The 17,607-nt window shown below is 67.3% G+C and carries 16 protein-coding genes; 10 read left to right on the top strand and 6 right to left on the bottom strand.

Annotated features, from left to right (window positions below; translation table 11 throughout):
- Positions 1-148: 148 nt before the first annotated feature.
- Positions 149-1,747: a glycoside hydrolase family 68 protein gene (locus tag CFB89_RS21910; protein ID WP_089469703.1), complete on the bottom strand. Its 1,599-nt coding sequence runs from the start codon at positions 1,745-1,747 to the stop codon at positions 149-151.
- A gap of 187 nt (positions 1,748-1,934) precedes the next feature.
- On the opposite strand from CFB89_RS21910, the gene CFB89_RS21915 reads away from it, so the two are divergent.
- The 5 genes from CFB89_RS21915 to CFB89_RS21935 all read left to right on the top strand — a co-directional run bounded on the left by CFB89_RS21915 (position 1,935) and on the right by CFB89_RS21935 (position 7,067).
- Positions 1,935-2,963: a substrate-binding domain-containing protein gene (locus CFB89_RS21915; protein WP_089469704.1), complete on the top strand. Its 1,029-nt coding sequence runs from the start codon at positions 1,935-1,937 to the stop codon at positions 2,961-2,963.
- Positions 2,964-3,325: 362 nt separating this feature from the next.
- Positions 3,326-4,012, top strand: coding sequence for a type 1 glutamine amidotransferase domain-containing protein (locus tag CFB89_RS21920; protein ID WP_089469705.1), 687 nt, complete (start codon positions 3,326-3,328; stop codon positions 4,010-4,012).
- Between the two features lie 137 nt (positions 4,013-4,149).
- Positions 4,150-5,259 (top strand): NADH:flavin oxidoreductase/NADH oxidase, encoded by a 1,110-nt coding sequence (locus CFB89_RS21925; protein WP_089469706.1) that lies wholly within the window; start codon positions 4,150-4,152, stop codon positions 5,257-5,259.
- 141 nt (positions 5,260-5,400) lie between these two features.
- Positions 5,401-6,471, top strand: coding sequence for an AI-2E family transporter (locus CFB89_RS21930; RefSeq protein ID WP_089469707.1), 1,071 nt, complete (start codon positions 5,401-5,403; stop codon positions 6,469-6,471).
- A gap of 221 nt (positions 6,472-6,692) precedes the next feature.
- On the top strand, positions 6,693-7,067 hold the full coding sequence (locus CFB89_RS21935; RefSeq protein ID WP_089469708.1) for a hypothetical protein: 375 nt from the start codon (positions 6,693-6,695) through the stop codon (positions 7,065-7,067).
- Positions 7,068-7,115: 48 nt separating this feature from the next.
- On the opposite strand, the gene CFB89_RS21940 is transcribed toward CFB89_RS21935, so the two are convergent.
- Positions 7,116-7,910 (bottom strand): SDR family NAD(P)-dependent oxidoreductase, encoded by a 795-nt coding sequence (locus tag CFB89_RS21940; RefSeq protein ID WP_089469709.1) that lies wholly within the window; start codon positions 7,908-7,910, stop codon positions 7,116-7,118.
- Between the two features lie 159 nt (positions 7,911-8,069).
- Here CFB89_RS21940 and CFB89_RS21945 point away from each other — a divergent pair, with 159 nt between their 5' ends.
- A complete protein-coding gene (locus CFB89_RS21945; RefSeq protein ID WP_089469710.1) occupies positions 8,070-8,915 on the top strand; it encodes an AraC family transcriptional regulator in 846 nt (281 codons plus the stop codon).
- 12 nt (positions 8,916-8,927) lie between these two features.
- Here the strand turns inward: CFB89_RS21945 and CFB89_RS21950 are convergent, their stop codons facing one another.
- From CFB89_RS21950 to nthA, 4 genes are all read right to left on the bottom strand, one after another.
- Positions 8,928-9,515 (bottom strand): LysE family translocator, encoded by a 588-nt coding sequence (locus tag CFB89_RS21950; protein WP_089469711.1) that lies wholly within the window; start codon positions 9,513-9,515, stop codon positions 8,928-8,930.
- A 187-nt stretch (positions 9,516-9,702) separates the two neighbouring features.
- A complete protein-coding gene (locus tag CFB89_RS21955) occupies positions 9,703-10,965 on the bottom strand; it encodes a GTP-binding protein (protein ID WP_089469712.1) in 1,263 nt (420 codons plus the stop codon).
- Complete coding sequence (gene nthB / locus CFB89_RS21960; RefSeq protein WP_089469713.1) at positions 10,962-11,615, bottom strand: nitrile hydratase subunit beta; 654 nt, start codon at positions 11,613-11,615, stop codon at positions 10,962-10,964. The genes CFB89_RS21955 and nthB overlap by 4 nt, the downstream gene beginning before the upstream one ends.
- Before the next feature lie 44 nt (positions 11,616-11,659).
- The gene (gene nthA / locus CFB89_RS21965; RefSeq protein WP_089469714.1) at positions 11,660-12,259 is read right to left on the bottom strand and encodes a nitrile hydratase subunit alpha; all 600 of its coding nucleotides are present in this window, start codon (positions 12,257-12,259) and stop codon (positions 11,660-11,662) included.
- A gap of 511 nt (positions 12,260-12,770) precedes the next feature.
- On the opposite strand from nthA, the gene CFB89_RS21970 reads away from it, so the two are divergent.
- The 4 genes from CFB89_RS21970 (at position 12,771) to CFB89_RS21985 (ending at position 17,591) form a co-directional block, all read left to right on the top strand.
- Complete coding sequence (locus CFB89_RS21970; RefSeq protein ID WP_089469715.1) at positions 12,771-13,667, top strand: transporter; 897 nt, start codon at positions 12,771-12,773, stop codon at positions 13,665-13,667.
- A 95-nt stretch (positions 13,668-13,762) separates the two neighbouring features.
- Complete coding sequence (locus CFB89_RS21975; RefSeq protein ID WP_089469716.1) at positions 13,763-14,821, top strand: phenylacetaldoxime dehydratase family protein; 1,059 nt, start codon at positions 13,763-13,765, stop codon at positions 14,819-14,821.
- A gap of 55 nt (positions 14,822-14,876) precedes the next feature.
- On the top strand, positions 14,877-16,403 hold the full coding sequence (locus CFB89_RS21980; protein WP_089469717.1) for an amidase: 1,527 nt from the start codon (positions 14,877-14,879) through the stop codon (positions 16,401-16,403).
- 144 nt (positions 16,404-16,547) lie between these two features.
- Positions 16,548-17,591 carry a helix-turn-helix domain-containing protein gene (locus tag CFB89_RS21985; RefSeq protein ID WP_089470568.1) on the top strand — a complete coding sequence of 348 codons (1,044 nt, stop codon included), beginning with the start codon at positions 16,548-16,550 and terminating at the stop codon, positions 17,589-17,591.
- Positions 17,592-17,607: the final 16 nt, after the last annotated feature.

Raw genomic sequence — 17,607 nt, forward strand, 5'->3', positions numbered from 1 at the left:
GTCGGACGAAGCGGGAAAGGAGGGCGCAGGCCGCCTGCAGCGACGGCATGCGCGCCGGTCGAAAGAAACGTCGAAAGAAAAAAGCGGAGGCGTGCACGCGGCACGCGCGATACGCGCCTCCTGAACCTCGTGCCTTTACCGACGATCGTTATTGTTGGTTATTGCCCTGACCGTTGCCGTCGTTGTGGCCGGCCCCCGTCGCAGGCAGGTTCGCCGGGATGTCGCCGTAGCCGCCGAGGCCGCCGCGTCCATACGCGCGGTCGACCGTCGTCGACGTGCCGTTGATGTTCACCTTCACCGTCGGCGCGAGCGTGCCGCCGCGGCGCGGGCCGATCGCATCGATGAACGACTCGACGAGCCCGCCCGGCATCACGTAGTGCGAATACGACTGGAATTCGCGCGGGTTCTGGTTCGGGTCCTGCGCATACGGTGCGCCGGCCGGCGCCGAGAAGTCGGTCGGGTTGCCGAGCACGAGGCCGCTGCCGCCGTTCAGCGGCAGGTAATCGCTGCGGATGCCGTTGCCGACGAAGCCGTACACGCCGTCCGGGCCGTCGACGCCGGCCGCCATCGTCGTGCGGTGGCTGATCGTGAACAGGTAGTACTTGCCGTCCTTCAGGTAGATCTGCGGGCGCTCGGTCTGGTCGTCGACGCAGTTCGCCGACAGGATCGGCGGCAGGAACTTCCACGCGGTCAGTTGCGGGTTCGTTGCGACCGCCAGGCCGACGTTGGCCTTTTGATACACTGCGCCCGAATTCATCACCGCGTTGAGATCCTCGCGGTTCGGATCGTTCGGCGCATAGCCGAGATCGGCCTCGGTGCAGGTGCGTGCGCCGCGCGGGCCGCCGGTGTTGCCTTCGAACACCATGTAGGTCTTGCCCGGATGCGCGGGGTCGGTGAACACGAACGGATCGCGGAACGAGAAGTAGGTGTTCTGCTGGCCGGTCTGGTAGTAGTTGCCGTCCGGCTGCAGCAGCGCCTTGTGATCGTCGAAGCCGGTGAACCACACGTGCTTGTCGTCGGCGTGGATGTGGCCGTCGGCGCGCGTGATGATCGCCTGCGGCGGCGTGATGTCGGCGCCGCCCGGGGCCGAGCGGTTGAACGACGTCGCGGTGTAGTAGAGGCTGACGTTGCTGCCGTTCGTGAGGCGCGCGGAGCCCGACCATTCGGCGTTGTTGGTCATCGGCGCGGTGCCGAACACCCGGGCGCTCGCGCCGTCCGGGAACAGGTGGCCGCCCCAGGTCCAGCCGCCGTTCGCGGGGCGCTGCGACGCGGGAACGCCGGCGCGGCGATAGAAGAAGCCGATGCGGGCGTGAACGTGACGGTCGTCGAACGTGTAGCCCGCGTGCGGATCGGCGGTGAGCGAGAAGATCACCTCCCAGCCCTTGTAGCTGAGCTGGTTCGCGCGCAGGTCGGCCAGCGGCCACGTGTCCCACACCCACACGTTCGAGTTGATCAGCGGGAAATCCTGCGGGATGTCCGGCATCGTCAGCGCTTGCGGCAGCGAGTTCTTGTCGGCGCCGGCGGTGTGCGATTGCGCGACGATCTGGCGGATGTCCGCGCGCGTCCAGCGCATCGTGAAGTTGCCTTCGGGGTCGTAGGCTTGCTGCGTATGAGGCGTGGGCACGGGCGCGCCCGTGCCCGTGCCGCCGGACTGCGCGTGCGCGACGGACGCGAAGGCGGCGAGTGCGCCGCCAGCGAGCAGCAGACGTTTGGTCGCGACCGGACGGAAAAGGGGAAAGTATGTCATCTCGTCGTTGTTTCCTGGCAAGGTGAAAGTGAACGGCTGAGTGGGCATCGATGTCCAAACCGGTTTGGATGCTATTTCAAACCGGTTTGGAACGCAAAAGATATTTATTTGACGGTAATCGTTACCAACTGGAAACAATTACCCGGTCGGCGCGTCCCGGACATCGTGCGGCCGGGCGGATCGGCGAATGCGAGGAATGACGGTGAAGGTGAATCTGAAGGCGCTGTCGGATGCGCTGGGTCTGTCGCGGACGACGGTCAGCCGCGCGTTGAACGGTTACGACGACGTCAGCGAGGCGACGCGCGAGCGCGTGGCGAAGGCCGCGCGGGAAATGGGCTACGTGGCCGATCCGACCGCGCGCCGGCTGGCGACCGGCCGGGCCGACATGATCGGCATCGTCTATCCGTTCGGCGCCGGCGATCTCGGCGATCCGCGGTTCGGCGAGGTCGTCGCGGGCATCACCGAGCGGCTCGCCGAGCGCAATCTCGACTTCATCATCGCGTCCGCGCGACCGAACGCGGAACTGGACACCTATCGGCGGATCGTCGACGGCAAGCTCGTCGACGGGCTGATCGTCGCGCGCACGCAGGTCGACGATCCGCGTATCGCGTATCTGCATGCGAGCGCGTTTCCGTATGTCGCGTACGGTCGCACGCAGGCGGCCGGCTCGTATGCGTGGTTCGATTTCGACAACGAGGCGGGTGCGCGCGACGCTGTACGCCGGCTGATCGGTTTCGGGCATCGGCGCATCGCGATGATCAACGCGCCGCTGGCGCTGACTTTCGCCGCGCAGCGGCGCGCCGGTTATCTGGAGGCATTGCGCGAAGCCGGTATCGAGGCCGATCCGGCGCTGCTCGTCGAATGTCCGTTTACGCACGACGGCGGCCAGCAGGCGGCGCGGGCGTTGCTCGCGCGGGCCGAGCCGCCGACCGCGCTGCTGGTCGACAACAATCTCGCGGGCGGCGGCGCGTTTCGCGCGCTGGTCGACAGCGGCCTGCGCCTGGGGGCCGATCTGTCGTTGATCGTCTATGACGGTGTGCCGCCCGATATCGCGCACCCGTATCGTGTCACGGCGGTCGTGCAGCCGACCGGGCACGCATCGGGCCGCGTGCTGGCGGAACTGATGCTGCGTCTGCTCGACGACGGCGTGCGCGACCACCGGCTCGAAGCGCCTGCAATCGACGCGGGTGACACGGACGGGCCGTTGCGCGGGTAGCGGGCGGTAGCCGGCGCGGCGGCGGAGGCACGCCGGCCGGCAAAGTGATGACCGCCGTTACCGAACTGTGCCCCCGTCGCAAAGGCCATGACACCGGCAAGGGCGAATACGCGTTCCTCTAGACGACCGGTCTAATTCGAGGATATGATCCATCCTTCTGAATGCGGCGACGTCTCCGCAGGTTCATGCAGCGGGACGCCGTCGTTTTATTTCGGTTGCTTCTAGACGACTGGTCTAATAGGCGTATATCGCATGGGAATGAATGAATCGCACGTTGTCGCGCGTGGGCGGACTAACCGACAGGCGCGCCGCGTCGACGTGCGGCCCCGTTCCCCCGTTCATTTTCGAAGGAGTGTCCGATCATGAAGATTCTGGTTGTCCTGACCTCGCACGACACGCTCGGCGACACCGGCAAGAAAACCGGCTTCTGGCTCGAGGAACTGGCCGCGCCGTACTACACGTTCAAGGATGCGGGCATCGAGCTGACGCTCGCGTCGCCGAAGGGCGGCCAACCGCCGCTCGACCCGAAGAGCAGTGACCCGACGGCCCAGACCGACGCGACGCGCCGCTTCGACGCGGATGCGGCGGCCAAGGCCGAACTCGCGTCGACGCGCAAGCTGGCCGACGTGTCGGCGGACGACTACGACGCGGTGTTCTACCCGGGCGGCCACGGCCCGCTGTGGGATCTCGCCGAGGATCTGCATTCGATCGCCCTGATCGAGCGCACGCTGGCGGCCGGCAAGCCGGTCGCGGCGGTCTGCCACGCGCCGGGCGTGCTGCGCCACGTGAAGAACCCGCAGACCGGCGAGTCGGTCGTGCGCGGCAAGCGCGCGACGGGCTTCACCAACAGCGAGGAAGCGGCGGTCGAGTTGACCGCGGTCGTGCCGTTCCTCGTCGAGGACATGCTGAAGACCAACGGCGCCGAATTCGAGCGCAGCGCCGACTGGGCGCCGCATGTCGTCGCCGACGGGCTGCTGATCACCGGGCAGAACCCCGCGTCGTCGGCGCCCGCGGCCGAGGCGCTGCTCGCGAAGCTCGGCCACCGCTGAACATGGCGCCGGCCCGGCCGGCGTCTCGTCCTTGCCGTCGCCGGGCGCAGCCGGCCCGCCGACGGCCCGCACCGTTGCGCCGTGCGCACCGCACGGCGCATTCCCCCGTTTTGCAGAACCCAGCAAAGGAGTCGTGGATGTCTGCCCTGTTCGAACCGTTCAAACTCAAGGATGTCACGCTGCGCAACCGCATCGCGGTGCCGCCGATGTGCCAGTACGTCGCCGAAGACGGCGTCGTCAACGACTGGCATCACGTGCATCTGGCCGGCATCGCGCGCGGCGGCGCGGGCCTCGTGATCGCGGAGGCGACGGACGTGTCGCCGGAAGGCCGCATCACGCCGGGCTGCGCGGGGTTGTGGAACGACGCGCAGGCCGAGGCGTTCGCGCCGTCGGTCGCGGCGATCAAGGCGGCCGGCGCGGTGCCCGGCATCCAGATCGCGCACGCGGGCCGCAAGGCGAGCGCGAACCGCCCGTGGGAAGGCGACGACCATATCGCCGAAGGCGATCCGCGCGGCTGGCAGACCATCGCGCCGTCGGCCGTGCCGTTCGGTGCGCACCTGCCGAAGGTGCCGCGCGAAATGACGCACGACGACATCGCGCGCGTGCAGGCCGACTTCGTCGCCTCCGCGCAGCGGGCGCGCGACCTCGGCTTCGAATGGCTGGAGCTGCACTTCGCGCATGGCTATCTCGGCCAGAGCTTCTTCTCCGTGCATTCGAACCAGCGCACCGACGAATACGGCGGTTCGGCCGACAACCGCGGCCGCTTCCTCGTCGACACGCTCGCGGCCGTTCGCAAGGTCTGGCCCGAGCATCTGCCGCTGACCGCGCGCCTGGGCGTGATCGAATACGACGGCCGCGACGAAGAGACGCTCGCCGAGTCGATCGCGCTCATGCAGCGGATGAAGCGGGAAGGGCTCGACATGCTGAGCGTGTCGGTCGGCTTCTCGACGCCCGACGCGCAGATTCCGTGGGGCCCGGCGTTCCTCGCGCCGATCGCCGAGCGCGTGCGCCGCGAGGCCGGCTTGCCGGTGTCGTCCGCGTGGGGAATCGATACGCCGCAACTGGCGAACCGCGTGGTGGAGAAAGAGCAGCTCGATCTGGTGATGGTCGGCCGCGCGCATCTGGCCGACCCGCACTGGCCGTACTACGCGGCCAAGCAGCTCGGCGTCGAGCGTCCGTCGTGGACGCTGCCCGCGCCGTATGCGCACTGGCTCGAGCGCTACCGGATCGTCGACAAGGTGGCCTGAGCGGCGCGCGTCGGCACGGCGCCGGGTGGCCCGCGCTTCGATCGCGCGTGCCGCCGATCCGGCGCCGATGGATAGAATGGCGGTTCGTCCAGGCCCGTTGCCTGGACGAACCGCCATTTTTTTCATTTCGACTGAGGTGCCATGGGCGCACATGTCCCGTCGTCTTCCGATTCCGCCGCGCGGCCGCGCGCGCAGCAGGTCGCCCGCATCGCGCTGTATGCGGCGCTGCTGGTGCTCGCGCTGTGGGTGATCCGCGACTTCATTCCCGCCATCGCATGGGCGTGCGTGATCGCCATCGCGATGTGGCCGCTGCTGAAATGCTTCGAATCGCACCGGCTGTTCCGCAATCGGCCGACGCTGATCGCGACCGTCATCACGGCGGCGATCTCGCTGCTCGTCGTGCTGCCGGTGGCGGTCGCGACGACCCAGGCGTTCGCGCAGGCGCACGACCTGCGCGAGTGGCTGCACACGATCCAGGACAACGGCATCCCGTTGCCGGACGTGATCAACCGGTTGCCGTACGGCGCGGCGCAGATCACCGAATGGTGGCAGGCCAATCTCGGCCATCCGCTGCATGCGGCCACCGCGATGCACGGCGTCAACGGCGAGAAATTCATCGCGTTCGGCCGGCAATTCGGCACGAAGCTCGCGCATGTGCTGCTCGAATTCGGTTTCATGCTCGTCACGCTGTTCGTGATCCTGCGCGCGGGCCACAAGCTGTCGGGTGCGTTGCTGCAGGGCGCGCGGCGCGCGTTCGGGCGTAACGGCGCGGAACTGATCGAGCGCATGGTCGCGGCCGTGTACGGCACGGTGACGGGGCTCGTCGTCGTCGGGCTCGGCGAGGGCGCGCTGCTCGGTATCGCCTACGCGCTCGCGGGTGTGCCGCACGCGGCGCTGCTCGGGCTCGTCACGGCGGTCGCCGCGATGCTGCCGTTCTGCGCGCCGGTCGTGTTCTGCGGCGCGGCGCTCTGGTTGTTCGTGCAGGGGGCGACCATGTGGGCCGTCGTGGTCGCGGCGCTCGGGTTCATCGTCGTGTTCATCGCCGAGCATTTCGTGCGGCCGGTGCTGATCGGCGGTTCGACACGGTTGCCGTTCCTGCTCGTGTTGTTCGGCATCCTCGGCGGCGCCGAGACGTTCGGCCTGATCGGGCTGTTCGTCGGCCCCGCGCTGATGACGGTGCTGACGATGCTGTGGGCCGAATGGATCGCGTGACGCGGAGGCCGTTGCATCGGTTCGACGCAACGGCACGGCAATGCGGTTGCGCGCGCAAGCATGGGCCGGCTGCAACGATCGCTGACGATTCGACCGGCGCGCACGCCCGCAAACGCGGGGATTCGGATAAAGATCTCTACATTTCTTTTCGATCCGGACCCAAAGGTCGAGTAGCATGGGGCTTTCGATCACGCCGGTATGGCGCAGCAGATTTCCCGAGCATGCGATTGATTCCGATGGCCCGTCCCGCAGCGACGCTGTCCCTGGCCGCCAGTTGCCTGATGTTGCACGGCTGTGCGTGGTTCGACTCGTGGTTGCCGTTCTCGTATTCGCGCACGCCGCTGGCACGGGCCGCGTCGCGGCACGGCGCGACGCGTGCCGACGTCGTCCGCGCCGCCGGCAACCCGCGCAGCGTCTGGATGGTCCGCAACGGCAGCGGCGTCTGCTACAACTACTTCATCGAGCACGGCAACGATCACCGGGCGTACTTCGTTGTGTTCGACAAGGCCGGCGTCGTCACGCAGTCCGGCTTCGATACCTGCATGGACGCCGATCGCAAGGGCACGCTTCAGCCTGGCAAGCGCGCGTCGCGATAGCGCGGCGGCCACGCGCCGCGCGGGCGGGTCATATGGCCGTCACGGCCGTCACGCTATCGTGTCGACCACACCGCCGTCGACGCGCAACGCCGCGCCGGTCGTGGCCGATGCCTGCGGCGAGCACACGTACACGACCATGTTCGCGACTTCCTCCGTCGTCGCCGGCCGCTGGATGATCGAACTCGCACGTTCGCTGCGCACGAACTCCACGGCGATGTCGTCGATGCTGCGGCCCGTTTCGTCGGCCTGCGCCTTCAGCATCTCGCGCACGCCTTCGGACATCGTCGGGCCCGGCAGCACCGAATTGACGGTCACGTGGGTGCCGGCCGCGAGCTTCGCGAGGCCGCGCGCGATCGACAACTGCGCGGTTTTCGTGAACCCGTAATGAATCATGTCGACGGGGATGTTCAGGCCCGATTCCGACGAAATGAACACGATGCGCCCGGCATTGCGTTCGATCATCCCTTTCAGGTAATGCCGCGCGAGCCGCACGCCGGACATCACGTTGATCTGGAAAAAATGTTCCCATTCGGCGTCGTCGATGTCGAAGAACGCCTTCAGGCCGTAAATGCCCGCGTTGTTGACGAGAATGTCGGCGTTCGGCGTGTGCTGCGTGACGCGCGCGACGCCGGCCGCGTCGGACAGGTCGGCGGCGACGCCGTCGAAGCTTGCACCGGGCACGGCGTCGCGCAGTTTCCCGAGCGCGGACTGCACCGACGCATCGCTGCGGCCGTTGACGACGACGTGCGCACCGGCGCGCGCGAGCCCTTCGGCGATCGCGAACCCGATGCCGGCGGTGGAAGCGGTAACGACCGCGGTCTTGCCTTTCAGATCGATCTGCATGAGTGTACCGGTTGGAAGAGAAAGGGAACCCGCCGCGTCTGCCGCGGCGGCCGAATTCAAAGCTTAGGCGATCCAGCCGCCGGGCGTCGGCTCGCTGTTGCGCGGCGCCGCCCAGTCTTGTACGGTGAGCGTTCGCCGTTCGAACCTGGAGCCCGCCGCGTGACCCGTACCGCCAACCGATCCGCCGCACCGTCGCCGTTCTGGCGCGATGGCGCGCTGCCGTTCATCGAGGCGCGCACCGTCGACGACGGGCGCGCGATCTGCTACGCGAAGCATACGCACGACACGTTTTCGGTGGGCGCGATCGTCGGCGGGACGAGCACGTACGTGAACGGCGCGACGCACGCTCACGTCGGGCGCGGCGTGCTCGTGATCATCGATCCGGAGCAGGTGCACGCATGCAATCCGTACGGCCCCGATGCGTGGGCGTACCGGATGGTCTATGTCGACGTGCCGTGGCTCGCGCGGCTGCAGCATTCGCTGGGCCGCGATCCGAACCGCGATTTTCACGGGTTTTCGCCGAAGTTGACCGAGCGCGGCGATCTGTTCGCGCAATTTGGCGGCTTCTACCGCACGCTCGTGTCGCCCGGCCTCGATGCGCTCGGCAAGGAGAGCGCGGCGGTCGAATTCTTCACAGCGCTGCACGGCGCGCTCGATCGCGAACCGCTCGCCCCGCGGCCGGGGGACGACAACGCGAAGCTCGCGCGCGCGGCCGACTACATCGCCGCCCATTGCCGCGAGGCCGTCACGCTCGATGCGATCTGCGCGGCGGCCGACTTGTCGCCGTCGTACCTGATCCGCGCGTTCAATGCGCGTTACGGGATGACGCCGCATGCGTTCCTGATCGATCGGCGCGTGCAATACGGCCGCACCGAGTTGCGCCGCGGCCGGCCGATCGCCGAAGTCGCGCTCGACGCCGGCTTTGCGGACCAGGCGCATTTCCAGCGCGCGTTCCGGCGAATCGCGGCCGCGACGCCGGGGCAGTACCGCAGCGCGATGCGCTGAACGCGACGGCGGCTACACGTCGAGCAGAAACAGCGCGCTGCCCGCGAGCAGCAGCGCCATCAACCGGTTGAACACGCGCATGCGCCGCGCGTTCGCGAGCCGGTGCCGCAGCGATGCGCCCGCATAGCCCCAGCAGGCGATCGACGCGAAGCAGATCACCAGATACAGCGCGGCGAACTGCCAGACCTGCGCGCGGTCGCCGTCGGATGCATACGCGCCCATCGCGGCCACGCACGCGAGCCACGCCTTCGGATTGAGCCACTGCATCGCCGCGCCGGCCGCCGCCGACGGGCCGGCCACGTCCGGATCGGCCGACAGCCGGCCGTCGTCGAGCGCGAGCCGCAGCGCCATGTAGAGCAGGAACGCGATCCCCGACCACTGCGTGGCCGTCGTCAGCACGGGCCAGCGCGTGAGCGCCGCGTGCAGGCCGAGGCCGATCAGCAGGAACAGCGCGACGAAGCCGAGCGTCGCGCCGGCCGCGTAGCGCAGGCTCGCGCCGAGGCCGTGGCGCGCGCCCGCGCTGAGCGCGACGATGTTGACCGGACCGGGGGTGATCGACGAGGCCAGCGCGAACGCGGCCATCGAAACCAGCATGCTCATCAGGTGTCTCCATGCGACATGTTGAAAGTCGCATCGAGACTACGGGCGTTGCGTCGGCCCGTATTGAAGAAAACTGCCCTTGGCGGCGCGGCCGCGATTCACGTCACGCTGAACCGGGCGCAACGCTCGCGGGTCGACCGAAAGCGACAGGGCGCAGGCGTGGCGGCCGAAGCCATCGAGTGTCGCTTCACGAACGGGCGGGCGTCGCAAGTGCGTCGAACGCGTCGGCTTCCGGAAGCTGGCGCCACGACTCCGGCCCTGCGTCGATTTCTTCGACCGTCAGCAGGCATGCATCGAGTTCGCGACGCAACCGGCCGTGATCGATCGACTGCCCGATGAACACGATTTCCTGTCGGCAATCGCCTGCCGGCTCCTCCCATTGCTTGAGCACACCCTCGCGACGGTAGTCGTCTTGCGGCCAGTCCGACGGCGGCGTAAACCGCCACCATCGGCCCACGTAGCCCCACTGGAACGTGTCGCCGGCCTGCACGAGCAGGGCGGTTTCGGCGTATCGGTGCGCGGCCCACACATATCCCTTGCAGCGCAGCAGTCGGCCGTTGGTCCAGGGGCGGCGCAGCCACGCGAGCAGGCGCGCCGGATGAAACGGCGCACGTTCGCGATAGACCCACGACGCGATCCCGTACGCGTCCGATTCCGACGGGCGTTCGTCGGCCTGCATGCGTTGCATCCATCCCGGCGATTCGACGAGCGCCGGAAGATCGAAGCGCCGCGTATCGAGGACGTCCGACGGATCGACCTTGCCGTGCTGCATCGGCAGGATTCGCGCCGATGGATTCAGTGACGCCAGAATTGCGCGCAGCCGCTCGAAACCCGCGTGGCCGATCCGGTCGAGTCGGCTCACGAGGATCACGTTCGCATATTCGACTTGTTCGATCAGCAGGTCTGACAGCTTGCGTGGCGGATCGGCATCGCCGTCGTTCGCGGGCGGGGCGTCGCGCGTGACCGGTTCGGCCGACGCGATCATGTCCTCGAACGTCTCGCCGTTGACCACCGTGACGAGCGTGTCCAGCCGCGCGAGCTCGCTGAGGCTGAAACCGTCCCGGTCGAGAAACGCGAACGTCTCCGCGACCGGCATCGGCTCCGAGATACCCGTCGACTCGATCAGCAGATAATCGAAGCGATGCTGCCGCGCAAGCGTGCTGATCTGCTCGAGCAGATCGGCGCGCAGCGTGCAGCAGATGCAACCGTTGGTCATTTCGACCAGCTCGTCCTCGCCTCGATGCAACTCGACGTTGCGTCGCACATCGTCGGCGTCGACGTTGACTTCGCTCATGTCGTTGACGATCACGGCGACCTTCAGGCCGGCGCGATTGCGCAGGATATGGTTCAGCAACGTCGTCTTCCCGGCGCCGAGGAAGCCGGACAGCACGGTGACCGGAATCCTCGGCGGCGGAGCGGCCGGCACGTGTCGAATGGCCGGCGTCGTCATGCGCTCTGCCCGGACGCGCGATCCAGGTAGCCTTCGAACAGGTCGACCACGACATAGCCGTCGTCGGCGGCGTCGCCCCACAGATCCTTCACGCGGAACTCGACGTGATAGGTCGGCTGATGCGCGGCGCCGGTGTCGCCGTGGCCGATCGCGTCCGGGAATGGCCACGATTCGGTCGTCCGGTGCAGCACGACGCCTGTCTTGCCGCGAACGTAGCCCGGCGCGCGGATGTGTCCGCTGACGTATTCGTCGCGAACGACGACGCGATCGCCGACCTCGAACCGCGTCGAGTCGAGCGGGGCCGCCCGGCCGCCGGATCGCGGCGGGTTCGCGAGCCGGAAAGGCGCACCGAGCGCGCGGTCGAGTTCGTCCTGCGTGAGCACGCCGGTTTCGACGAGCAGTGTCGCGGTCGCGATCACGTAGCGCTCGTAGTAGCGCGTGCCGACGTGCTGGCGCACGTCGATGCGTTCGACCGCGTGACGCACCTCGTCGACGCTGAATTTTTTCAGTTGATCCACCCCGACGAACATCAGGCTGTACGCGAGATGCTCCCAGTCTTCCTTGAAGACCGGTTTGTAGCCGAGACTGTTGATCGTATGCGGCACCGGGCCGAAACCCTGGAATCCGCCGAGGTCGTGAAAGCCGTCCATATGTGATCTCCGAGAGGAAGGTCGAGAGCGAAACGGGGTGCGCGTCAGTGCGCGCGCGGCAGCGCGACGCCGATCAGCACGTCCTTCGTGACGAGCGTGCGCAGTTGTTCCTCGGTCATGTGCTCGGTGCCGGCCGGCCGCACGGGCAGCACGAGATAGCGGCTTTCGGCGGTGGTGTCCCAAACCTTCACGACGACGTCGTCGGGCAGGTCGGTGCCGAGCTCGCGCAGCACCGTGCGCCCTTCGCGGACGAGCCGCGCACGATATTCGAAGCCCTTGTACCACTCGGGCGGCAACCCGAGCACCGGCCAGTTCGTGCATGAGCACAGGCTGCAGACGATCACGTTCTTCAGCGTCGGCGTGTCTTCGAGCGCGACGATGTATTCGCCCTGCGGGCCGGTGTAGCCGAACTGCGCGCATGCGGCCGTGCCGTCCTTCAGCAGAAGTTCGCGAAACGCGGGGTCGACCCACGCACGCGCGACGATGCGCGCGCCGTTGGCCGGATCCCAGGTCGTGGACATCAGCTCGGTCAGATTGTCGATATAGCCGTCGGGAATCAGGTTCTTCTCTTTCATCACGCGAAACAGCGCCCAGGCGCGTTCGCCGGGCGTCGAGGCGGTTTTCTCGGAAGGCGTCGTATTCATCGTGGGGCTCCTTGTCGTGGTTCGGGGCGACCGCCGCCACGGCGTGGCGGCTGCCGTGGCGGGGGATGGCGCGTCGTGTCGGTCACGCTCGACGAGCAGGGTAAGAAGAGAAAAAACGCGGTTCTTTGCCGGCACGGATCGGAAACTATGCCGAGACGGCCCCATTGCACGGCAGGCGCCGACGCGCACCGGATGCGCGGCGATTCGCGGCATCGGCAGGGCGTCCGGCATGAGACGGCGGCAGCCCGGGCCGGTTTTGCGACCGCTGCCGGGCACTGGCCGCGGAGGTCCGCCACAGCCAATTTCTTGTTCCGCCGGAAAACAGAAATGCGGATTTTGCCTTTCTATTCTCATCCTCAAGCGATGGCCGTTCGATGTCGCGAATCGTCGGCGCTCCCTCGAGTACCGGCGGAATAACAGTCAGCCAGCACCCCGCGATTCCACCGTCCGGCAACGGTTCCCGTTCGTCGTACGTCGAGCGTGGCGGTGTCTGCGCATCCAGGTGAGGAGCATGATGGACAACGTCAACAGAATGAAACTGAAGCGCGTCGCGCGCTGGATCGGCCTGTCGCTGATGGTCGTCGCATCGCATTACGCGGGCGCGGTCGAGGTCGATCCCGGCGACTACGAGCAGTATCCGGTGGGCGCGACGATCGGCGTGCTGTACTACAACTATTCGGCGACGAACGCGTACTACGCGAATGGCCACCGGACGTCGGATTTCGACCTGCAGTCCAATGTCGGCATCGCCCGCCTGCTGCACGTGTTCCAGCTCACCGACAGGCTCACGATCGATCCGCAGGTGCTGCTGCCGTTCGGTCACATCAGCAGTTTCGGCAACGCAGGCGCGCTTGGCAGTACGAACGGCGTCGGCGACGTGATCCTGACCGCGCCGTTGAAATTCCGCCTGAACGAAGCGAAGGACGTCGTCGCCGCGACGGTCTACGTTTATGCGCCGACCGGAAGTTACGACCAGAACCGCGGCCTCAATCTCGGCGCCAACCGCTGGTCGCTCGATTTCCAGGCCGCCTACGTCAAGCACTTTTCGCCGCAATGGGCCCTCGATCTCGTCGGCGACGCGATCTGGTACGGCAACAACACGTCGTACGGCGCGAGCGGTGCGACGCTGCATCAGCGGATGAGCTACAGCGCCCAGGCGATGGTGCGTTACATGCCCGATCCGGGCACGTCGCTCGGGGTCGGCATCACCCAGCTCTGGGGCGGCGAAACGCGCGTCGACGGCGCGGACAACAACGACGCGTTGCGCACGACGCGCCTGCGGCTCACCGCGGCGAAGTTCGTGACGAAGGCCGACCAGGTGCAAATCCAGCTCGGCACCGACCTGAGCGTGCGCAACGGCCCGAAGAACAGCGTGCTCGCCGGCCTGCGTTACGCGCACATCTTCTGACGACACGCATGCGCCGGGCTATGGCCGGTGCATGTCGCTCCGAGTCCCCCACGTCGAACCCTCGACACCCGATTCCCTTTCCAGAGAGATCACGCATGGAATCCGCCATCGACAAACACCTGATGTGCCCGCGGACGCTGTCGCGCCGCGTCGCCGACGATTACCAGCCGCCGTTCCCGATGTACGTCGCCCGGGCCGCCGAAGACCTGAGCCAGGTCGTGATGGGCTATTTCGGCGTCCAGTATCGCGGCGCCGACAAGCGCGCGGCGGCGCTGGCCGCGTTGCGCCGGATCGTCGCCGATTTCGGTGCGCAGGACGGCCCGAACAATTTCGACCTGACGCAACACACCGACGACCAGGGCTACGAGAACCTGATTGCCGTCGGCTACTGGCGCGATCCGGCCGCGTATGCGCGCTGGATCGCGTCGCCGGCGCTCGTCGAATGGTGGGCCTCCGACGCACGCCTCGCGGACGGGATCGGCTACTTCCGGGAAATCGTCGCGCCGCGCGCCGAGCAGTTCGAGACGCTTTACGCATTTACGAGCGATTTCCCCGGCGTCGGCGCGATCATGGACGGCGTCAGCGGCGAGATCGAGGAGCACGGCTACTGGGGATCGATGCGCGACCGGTTCCCGATCTCGCAGACGGACTGGATGGCCGCGGACGGCGAGTTGCGCATCGTCGACGGCGATCCGGCTCGCGGCGGCCGTGTCGTCGTACTGGCGCACGACAACATCGCGCTGATTCGCTCCGGTCAGGACTGGCGCGCGGCGGAGAGCGACGAGCGCCGGCTGTATCTGGAGGAGATCGAGCCGACGCTGCGCAGCGGAATGGAGTTCCTGCGCGACAACGGCAAGGACGTCGGCTGCTACAGCAATCGCTACGTGCGCTCGATCGATCTGGACGGCAACGAACTCGACGAGAGCTACAACATTGGCCACTGGCGCTCGCTCGACCGCCTCGAGCGGTGGGCCGAATCCCATCCGACGCACCTGCGGATCTTCGTCACGTTCTTCCGCGTCGTCACCGGGCTGTCGAAACTGCGGCTGTATCACGAGGTTTCCGTCTTCGACGCAAAGCATCAGGTCTACGAATACGTGAACTGCCATCCGCGCACCGGGCTGATGCGCGACGCCGTCGCCGTCGCGCGATGAATCCGGCCGGCGCCGCCCAGGCTGGCGCCGCCGCTTACCGAACTGGAGAACGTCGATGGCCATCAAACGCCCGACCCGCGAACAACTGTCCGACATTGCAGCCGGTTTCGGCTTTCATGTCGATGCCCGCCAGCTCGCCGACTACGACGATGCGCTGCAGGCCAACTTCGACGCGTACGACATGATCGACGCGCTGCCCGACCCTCTGCCCGTCGTCGCGTATCCGCGCACGCCCGGCTACCGCCCGGAAGGCGACGAGAACCGTTACGGCGCATGGGCGCGCAAGAGCACGATCCACGGCGCCGCCGACGGCAAGCTGCGCGGCAAGACGGTGGCCGTGAAAGACAACATCTGCGTCGCCGGTGTGCCGATGCGCAATGGCGCGAGCACGTTCGAGGGCTACGTGCCCGATATCGATGCGACCGTCGTCACGCGGGTGCTCGACGCCGGCGCGACGATCGCCGGCAAGGCGACCTGCGAGTACTACTGCTTTTCCGGCGGCTCGCACACGAGCGCGTCGGGGCCGGTGCACAATCCGCGCAAGGCCGGATATTCGTCGGGCGGCTCGTCGTCCGGCAGCGGCGCGCTGGTCGCGAGCGGCGAGGTCGACATGGCGCTCGGCGGCGACCAGGGCGGCTCGGTGAGAATCCCGTCCGCCTATTGCGGCATCTACGGGATGAAGCCGACGCACGGGCTCGTGCCGTACACCGGCGCGATGCCGATCGAGGCGACCGTCGATCATCTCGGGCCGATGACGGGCAGCGTGCTCGACAACGCGCTGCTGCTCGACGTCATCGCGGGCGACGACGGGCTCGATCCGCGCCAACGGATGTTGCCGCCGCGCGCCGATTATCTCGGCGCGATTCGCGACGGCATCGCGGGCCTGCGGATCGGCGTGCTGCGCGAGGCGTTCGGGCTCGCGAATTCGGAGAAAGTGGTCGACGAGGCCGTGCGGGTCGCCGCGCTCCGGTTGCGCAAGCTGGGCGCGAGCGTCGACGAAGTGTCGGTGCCGCTGCATGCGGCCGGCACCGCGATCTGGCTGCCGATCGCGGCCGAGGGCGCGACGCAGCAGATGATGAAGGGCAACAGCCACGGCTTCAACTGGGGCGGCCTGTACGTGACCGGCATGATCGATCATCACGCGGGCTGGCGCGAGCGCGCCGACGAGTTGCCGGATACCGTGAAGGTGACGATGCTGCTCGGCGAATATTTCACGAGCCGGTATCGCGGGCGCTACTACGCGAAGTGCCAGAACCTCGCGCGACGCTTGCGATCGGCGTATGACACGGCGCTGCAATCGTATGACGTATTGCTGATGCCGACCGTCCCGATACGCGCGTCGGAGTTGCCGAAGCCCGGCTGCGCGATGTCCGAATCGCTGACGCGGGCGTTCGAGATGCTCGCGAATACCGCGCCGTTCGACGTGTCCGGGCATCCGGCCATGTCGCTGCCGTGCGGGGTCGCCGACGATCTGCCGATCGGGCTGCAACTGGTCGGGCGCCGCTTCGACGAGGCGACGATCTACCGCTGCGCCTATGCGTATGAACAGTCTTCCGACTGGCGTCAGGCGACGTTCGCATGACATGCCCGGCGCGGCCGCGTATCGCCGCCGCGCCGCCTGCGGGTCCGACCGGCGACGCGGCTCGCACGGTTGCCGATTGGACAAGGCGCTTTTGAACGGGCACGCTACCGGCTGCGTGTTGGCTAACCGATGTGGGGCACGACCATGACGATGCGTCCTTTCCCGCGCGCCGCAAGCGGCGACGCGTCCGGCCCGGCGGCCGACGACAGCCCGCCGGACGAATGGACGAATTCGGCGATCGAGGTGGCGACCGACGGCTCGGTCAGCCAGCGTATCGAGTTTTGGCGCGAGACGATTCTGCGTTTGTTCGCGGACGTGCAGATCGCGGCCGTGCAGAAGGCCGATTTCTTCGGCCAGGTGCGGCAGCGCAAATGCGAAAAGATGCGGATCTCGGAAATCTACGCCAGCGAGCAGGCCGTGATTCGGCGCTATCGCCAGGCGCGAAGCGAGTATGAGGACAAGTATTTCGGCGTATTGATGCTCGAGGGCAGCCAATCGGTCGAGCAGGACGGCAAGATCGTCACGCTGCACCCCGGGGATTTCGCGGTCTACGACGCGACCCGGCCTCACCACCTGCAGTTCGGCCAGTCGTGGCGCGAGATCGTCGTCAGCATTCCCCGCGCGACCCTGAACCAGCTCGTCGTCGGCATGGAGCACCGCACGGCCTGCCCGACGCACACCGGGCAGGGCGTGGGCAGCGTCATGCGTGCGTTTCTCGAGCAGATGTCGGCGCAGATCCGCAGCGTGACCGAGGACGAGATGCGGCAGTTGTCGGATACCGCGATCTCACTGATCGCGATGACGCTCGGGGGCATGCAGCGCAACGATCTCGCGCAATCGAGGATGAAGGCGTTGACGCTGACGCGGGTGAAGCGGCATCTGCTCGAACACCTGCACGATCCGGAGCTGAGCCCGATGATGATCGAGCGGTCGATCGGGATTTCGTCGCGGTACATCAACAAGCTGTTCGAGGCCGAGAACACGTCGCTGATGCGCTACGTATTGAACCTGCGGCTCGAACGGTGCGCGCAGGATCTCGCGAATCCGCAATGCGCGGTGCTGCGCGTGTCCGACATCGCGTTGCGCTGGGGATTCAACGACATGTCGCATTTCAGTCGCGTGTTTCGCGAGCGGTTTGCGATGTCGCCGCGGGCGTGGCGCGAGCAGGGCGGCAAGCCGCGCGCGTAACGCGTCGTTCCGGGCC

Origin of the sequence: Burkholderia sp. AU16741, assembly GCF_002223345.1 — a bacterium.
Taxonomy (GTDB): domain Bacteria; phylum Pseudomonadota; class Gammaproteobacteria; order Burkholderiales; family Burkholderiaceae; genus Burkholderia; species Burkholderia sola.

What these genes read in the sequence shown, in the direction of transcription:
- nthB (WP_089469713.1), bottom strand. Translation starts at nt 11,615, where the DNA reads ATGGACGGCTTTCACGACCTCGGCGGATTCCAGGGTTTCGGCCCGGTG.
- CFB89_RS21915 (WP_089469704.1), top strand. Translation starts at nt 1,935, where the DNA reads ATGCGAGGAATGACGGTGAAGGTGAATCTGAAGGCGCTGTCGGATGCG.
- CFB89_RS21930 (WP_089469707.1), top strand. Translation starts at nt 5,401, where the DNA reads ATGGGCGCACATGTCCCGTCGTCTTCCGATTCCGCCGCGCGGCCGCGC.
- CFB89_RS21970 (WP_089469715.1), top strand. Translation starts at nt 12,771, where the DNA reads ATGATGGACAACGTCAACAGAATGAAACTGAAGCGCGTCGCGCGCTGG.
- nthA (WP_089469714.1), bottom strand. Translation starts at nt 12,259, where the DNA reads ATGAATACGACGCCTTCCGAGAAAACCGCCTCGACGCCCGGCGAACGC.
- CFB89_RS21980 (WP_089469717.1), top strand. Translation starts at nt 14,877, where the DNA reads ATGGCCATCAAACGCCCGACCCGCGAACAACTGTCCGACATTGCAGCC.
- CFB89_RS21950 (WP_089469711.1), bottom strand. Translation starts at nt 9,515, where the DNA reads ATGAGCATGCTGGTTTCGATGGCCGCGTTCGCGCTGGCCTCGTCGATC.
- CFB89_RS21920 (WP_089469705.1), top strand. Translation starts at nt 3,326, where the DNA reads ATGAAGATTCTGGTTGTCCTGACCTCGCACGACACGCTCGGCGACACC.
- CFB89_RS21940 (WP_089469709.1), bottom strand. Translation starts at nt 7,910, where the DNA reads ATGCAGATCGATCTGAAAGGCAAGACCGCGGTCGTTACCGCTTCCACC.
- CFB89_RS21935 (WP_089469708.1), top strand. Translation starts at nt 6,693, where the DNA reads ATGCGATTGATTCCGATGGCCCGTCCCGCAGCGACGCTGTCCCTGGCC.
- CFB89_RS21955 (WP_089469712.1), bottom strand. Translation starts at nt 10,965, where the DNA reads ATGACGACGCCGGCCATTCGACACGTGCCGGCCGCTCCGCCGCCGAGG.
- CFB89_RS21910 (WP_089469703.1), bottom strand. Translation starts at nt 1,747, where the DNA reads ATGACATACTTTCCCCTTTTCCGTCCGGTCGCGACCAAACGTCTGCTG.
- CFB89_RS21975 (WP_089469716.1), top strand. Translation starts at nt 13,763, where the DNA reads ATGGAATCCGCCATCGACAAACACCTGATGTGCCCGCGGACGCTGTCG.
- CFB89_RS21985 (WP_089470568.1), top strand. Translation starts at nt 16,548, where the DNA reads ATGACGATGCGTCCTTTCCCGCGCGCCGCAAGCGGCGACGCGTCCGGC.
- CFB89_RS21925 (WP_089469706.1), top strand. Translation starts at nt 4,150, where the DNA reads ATGTCTGCCCTGTTCGAACCGTTCAAACTCAAGGATGTCACGCTGCGC.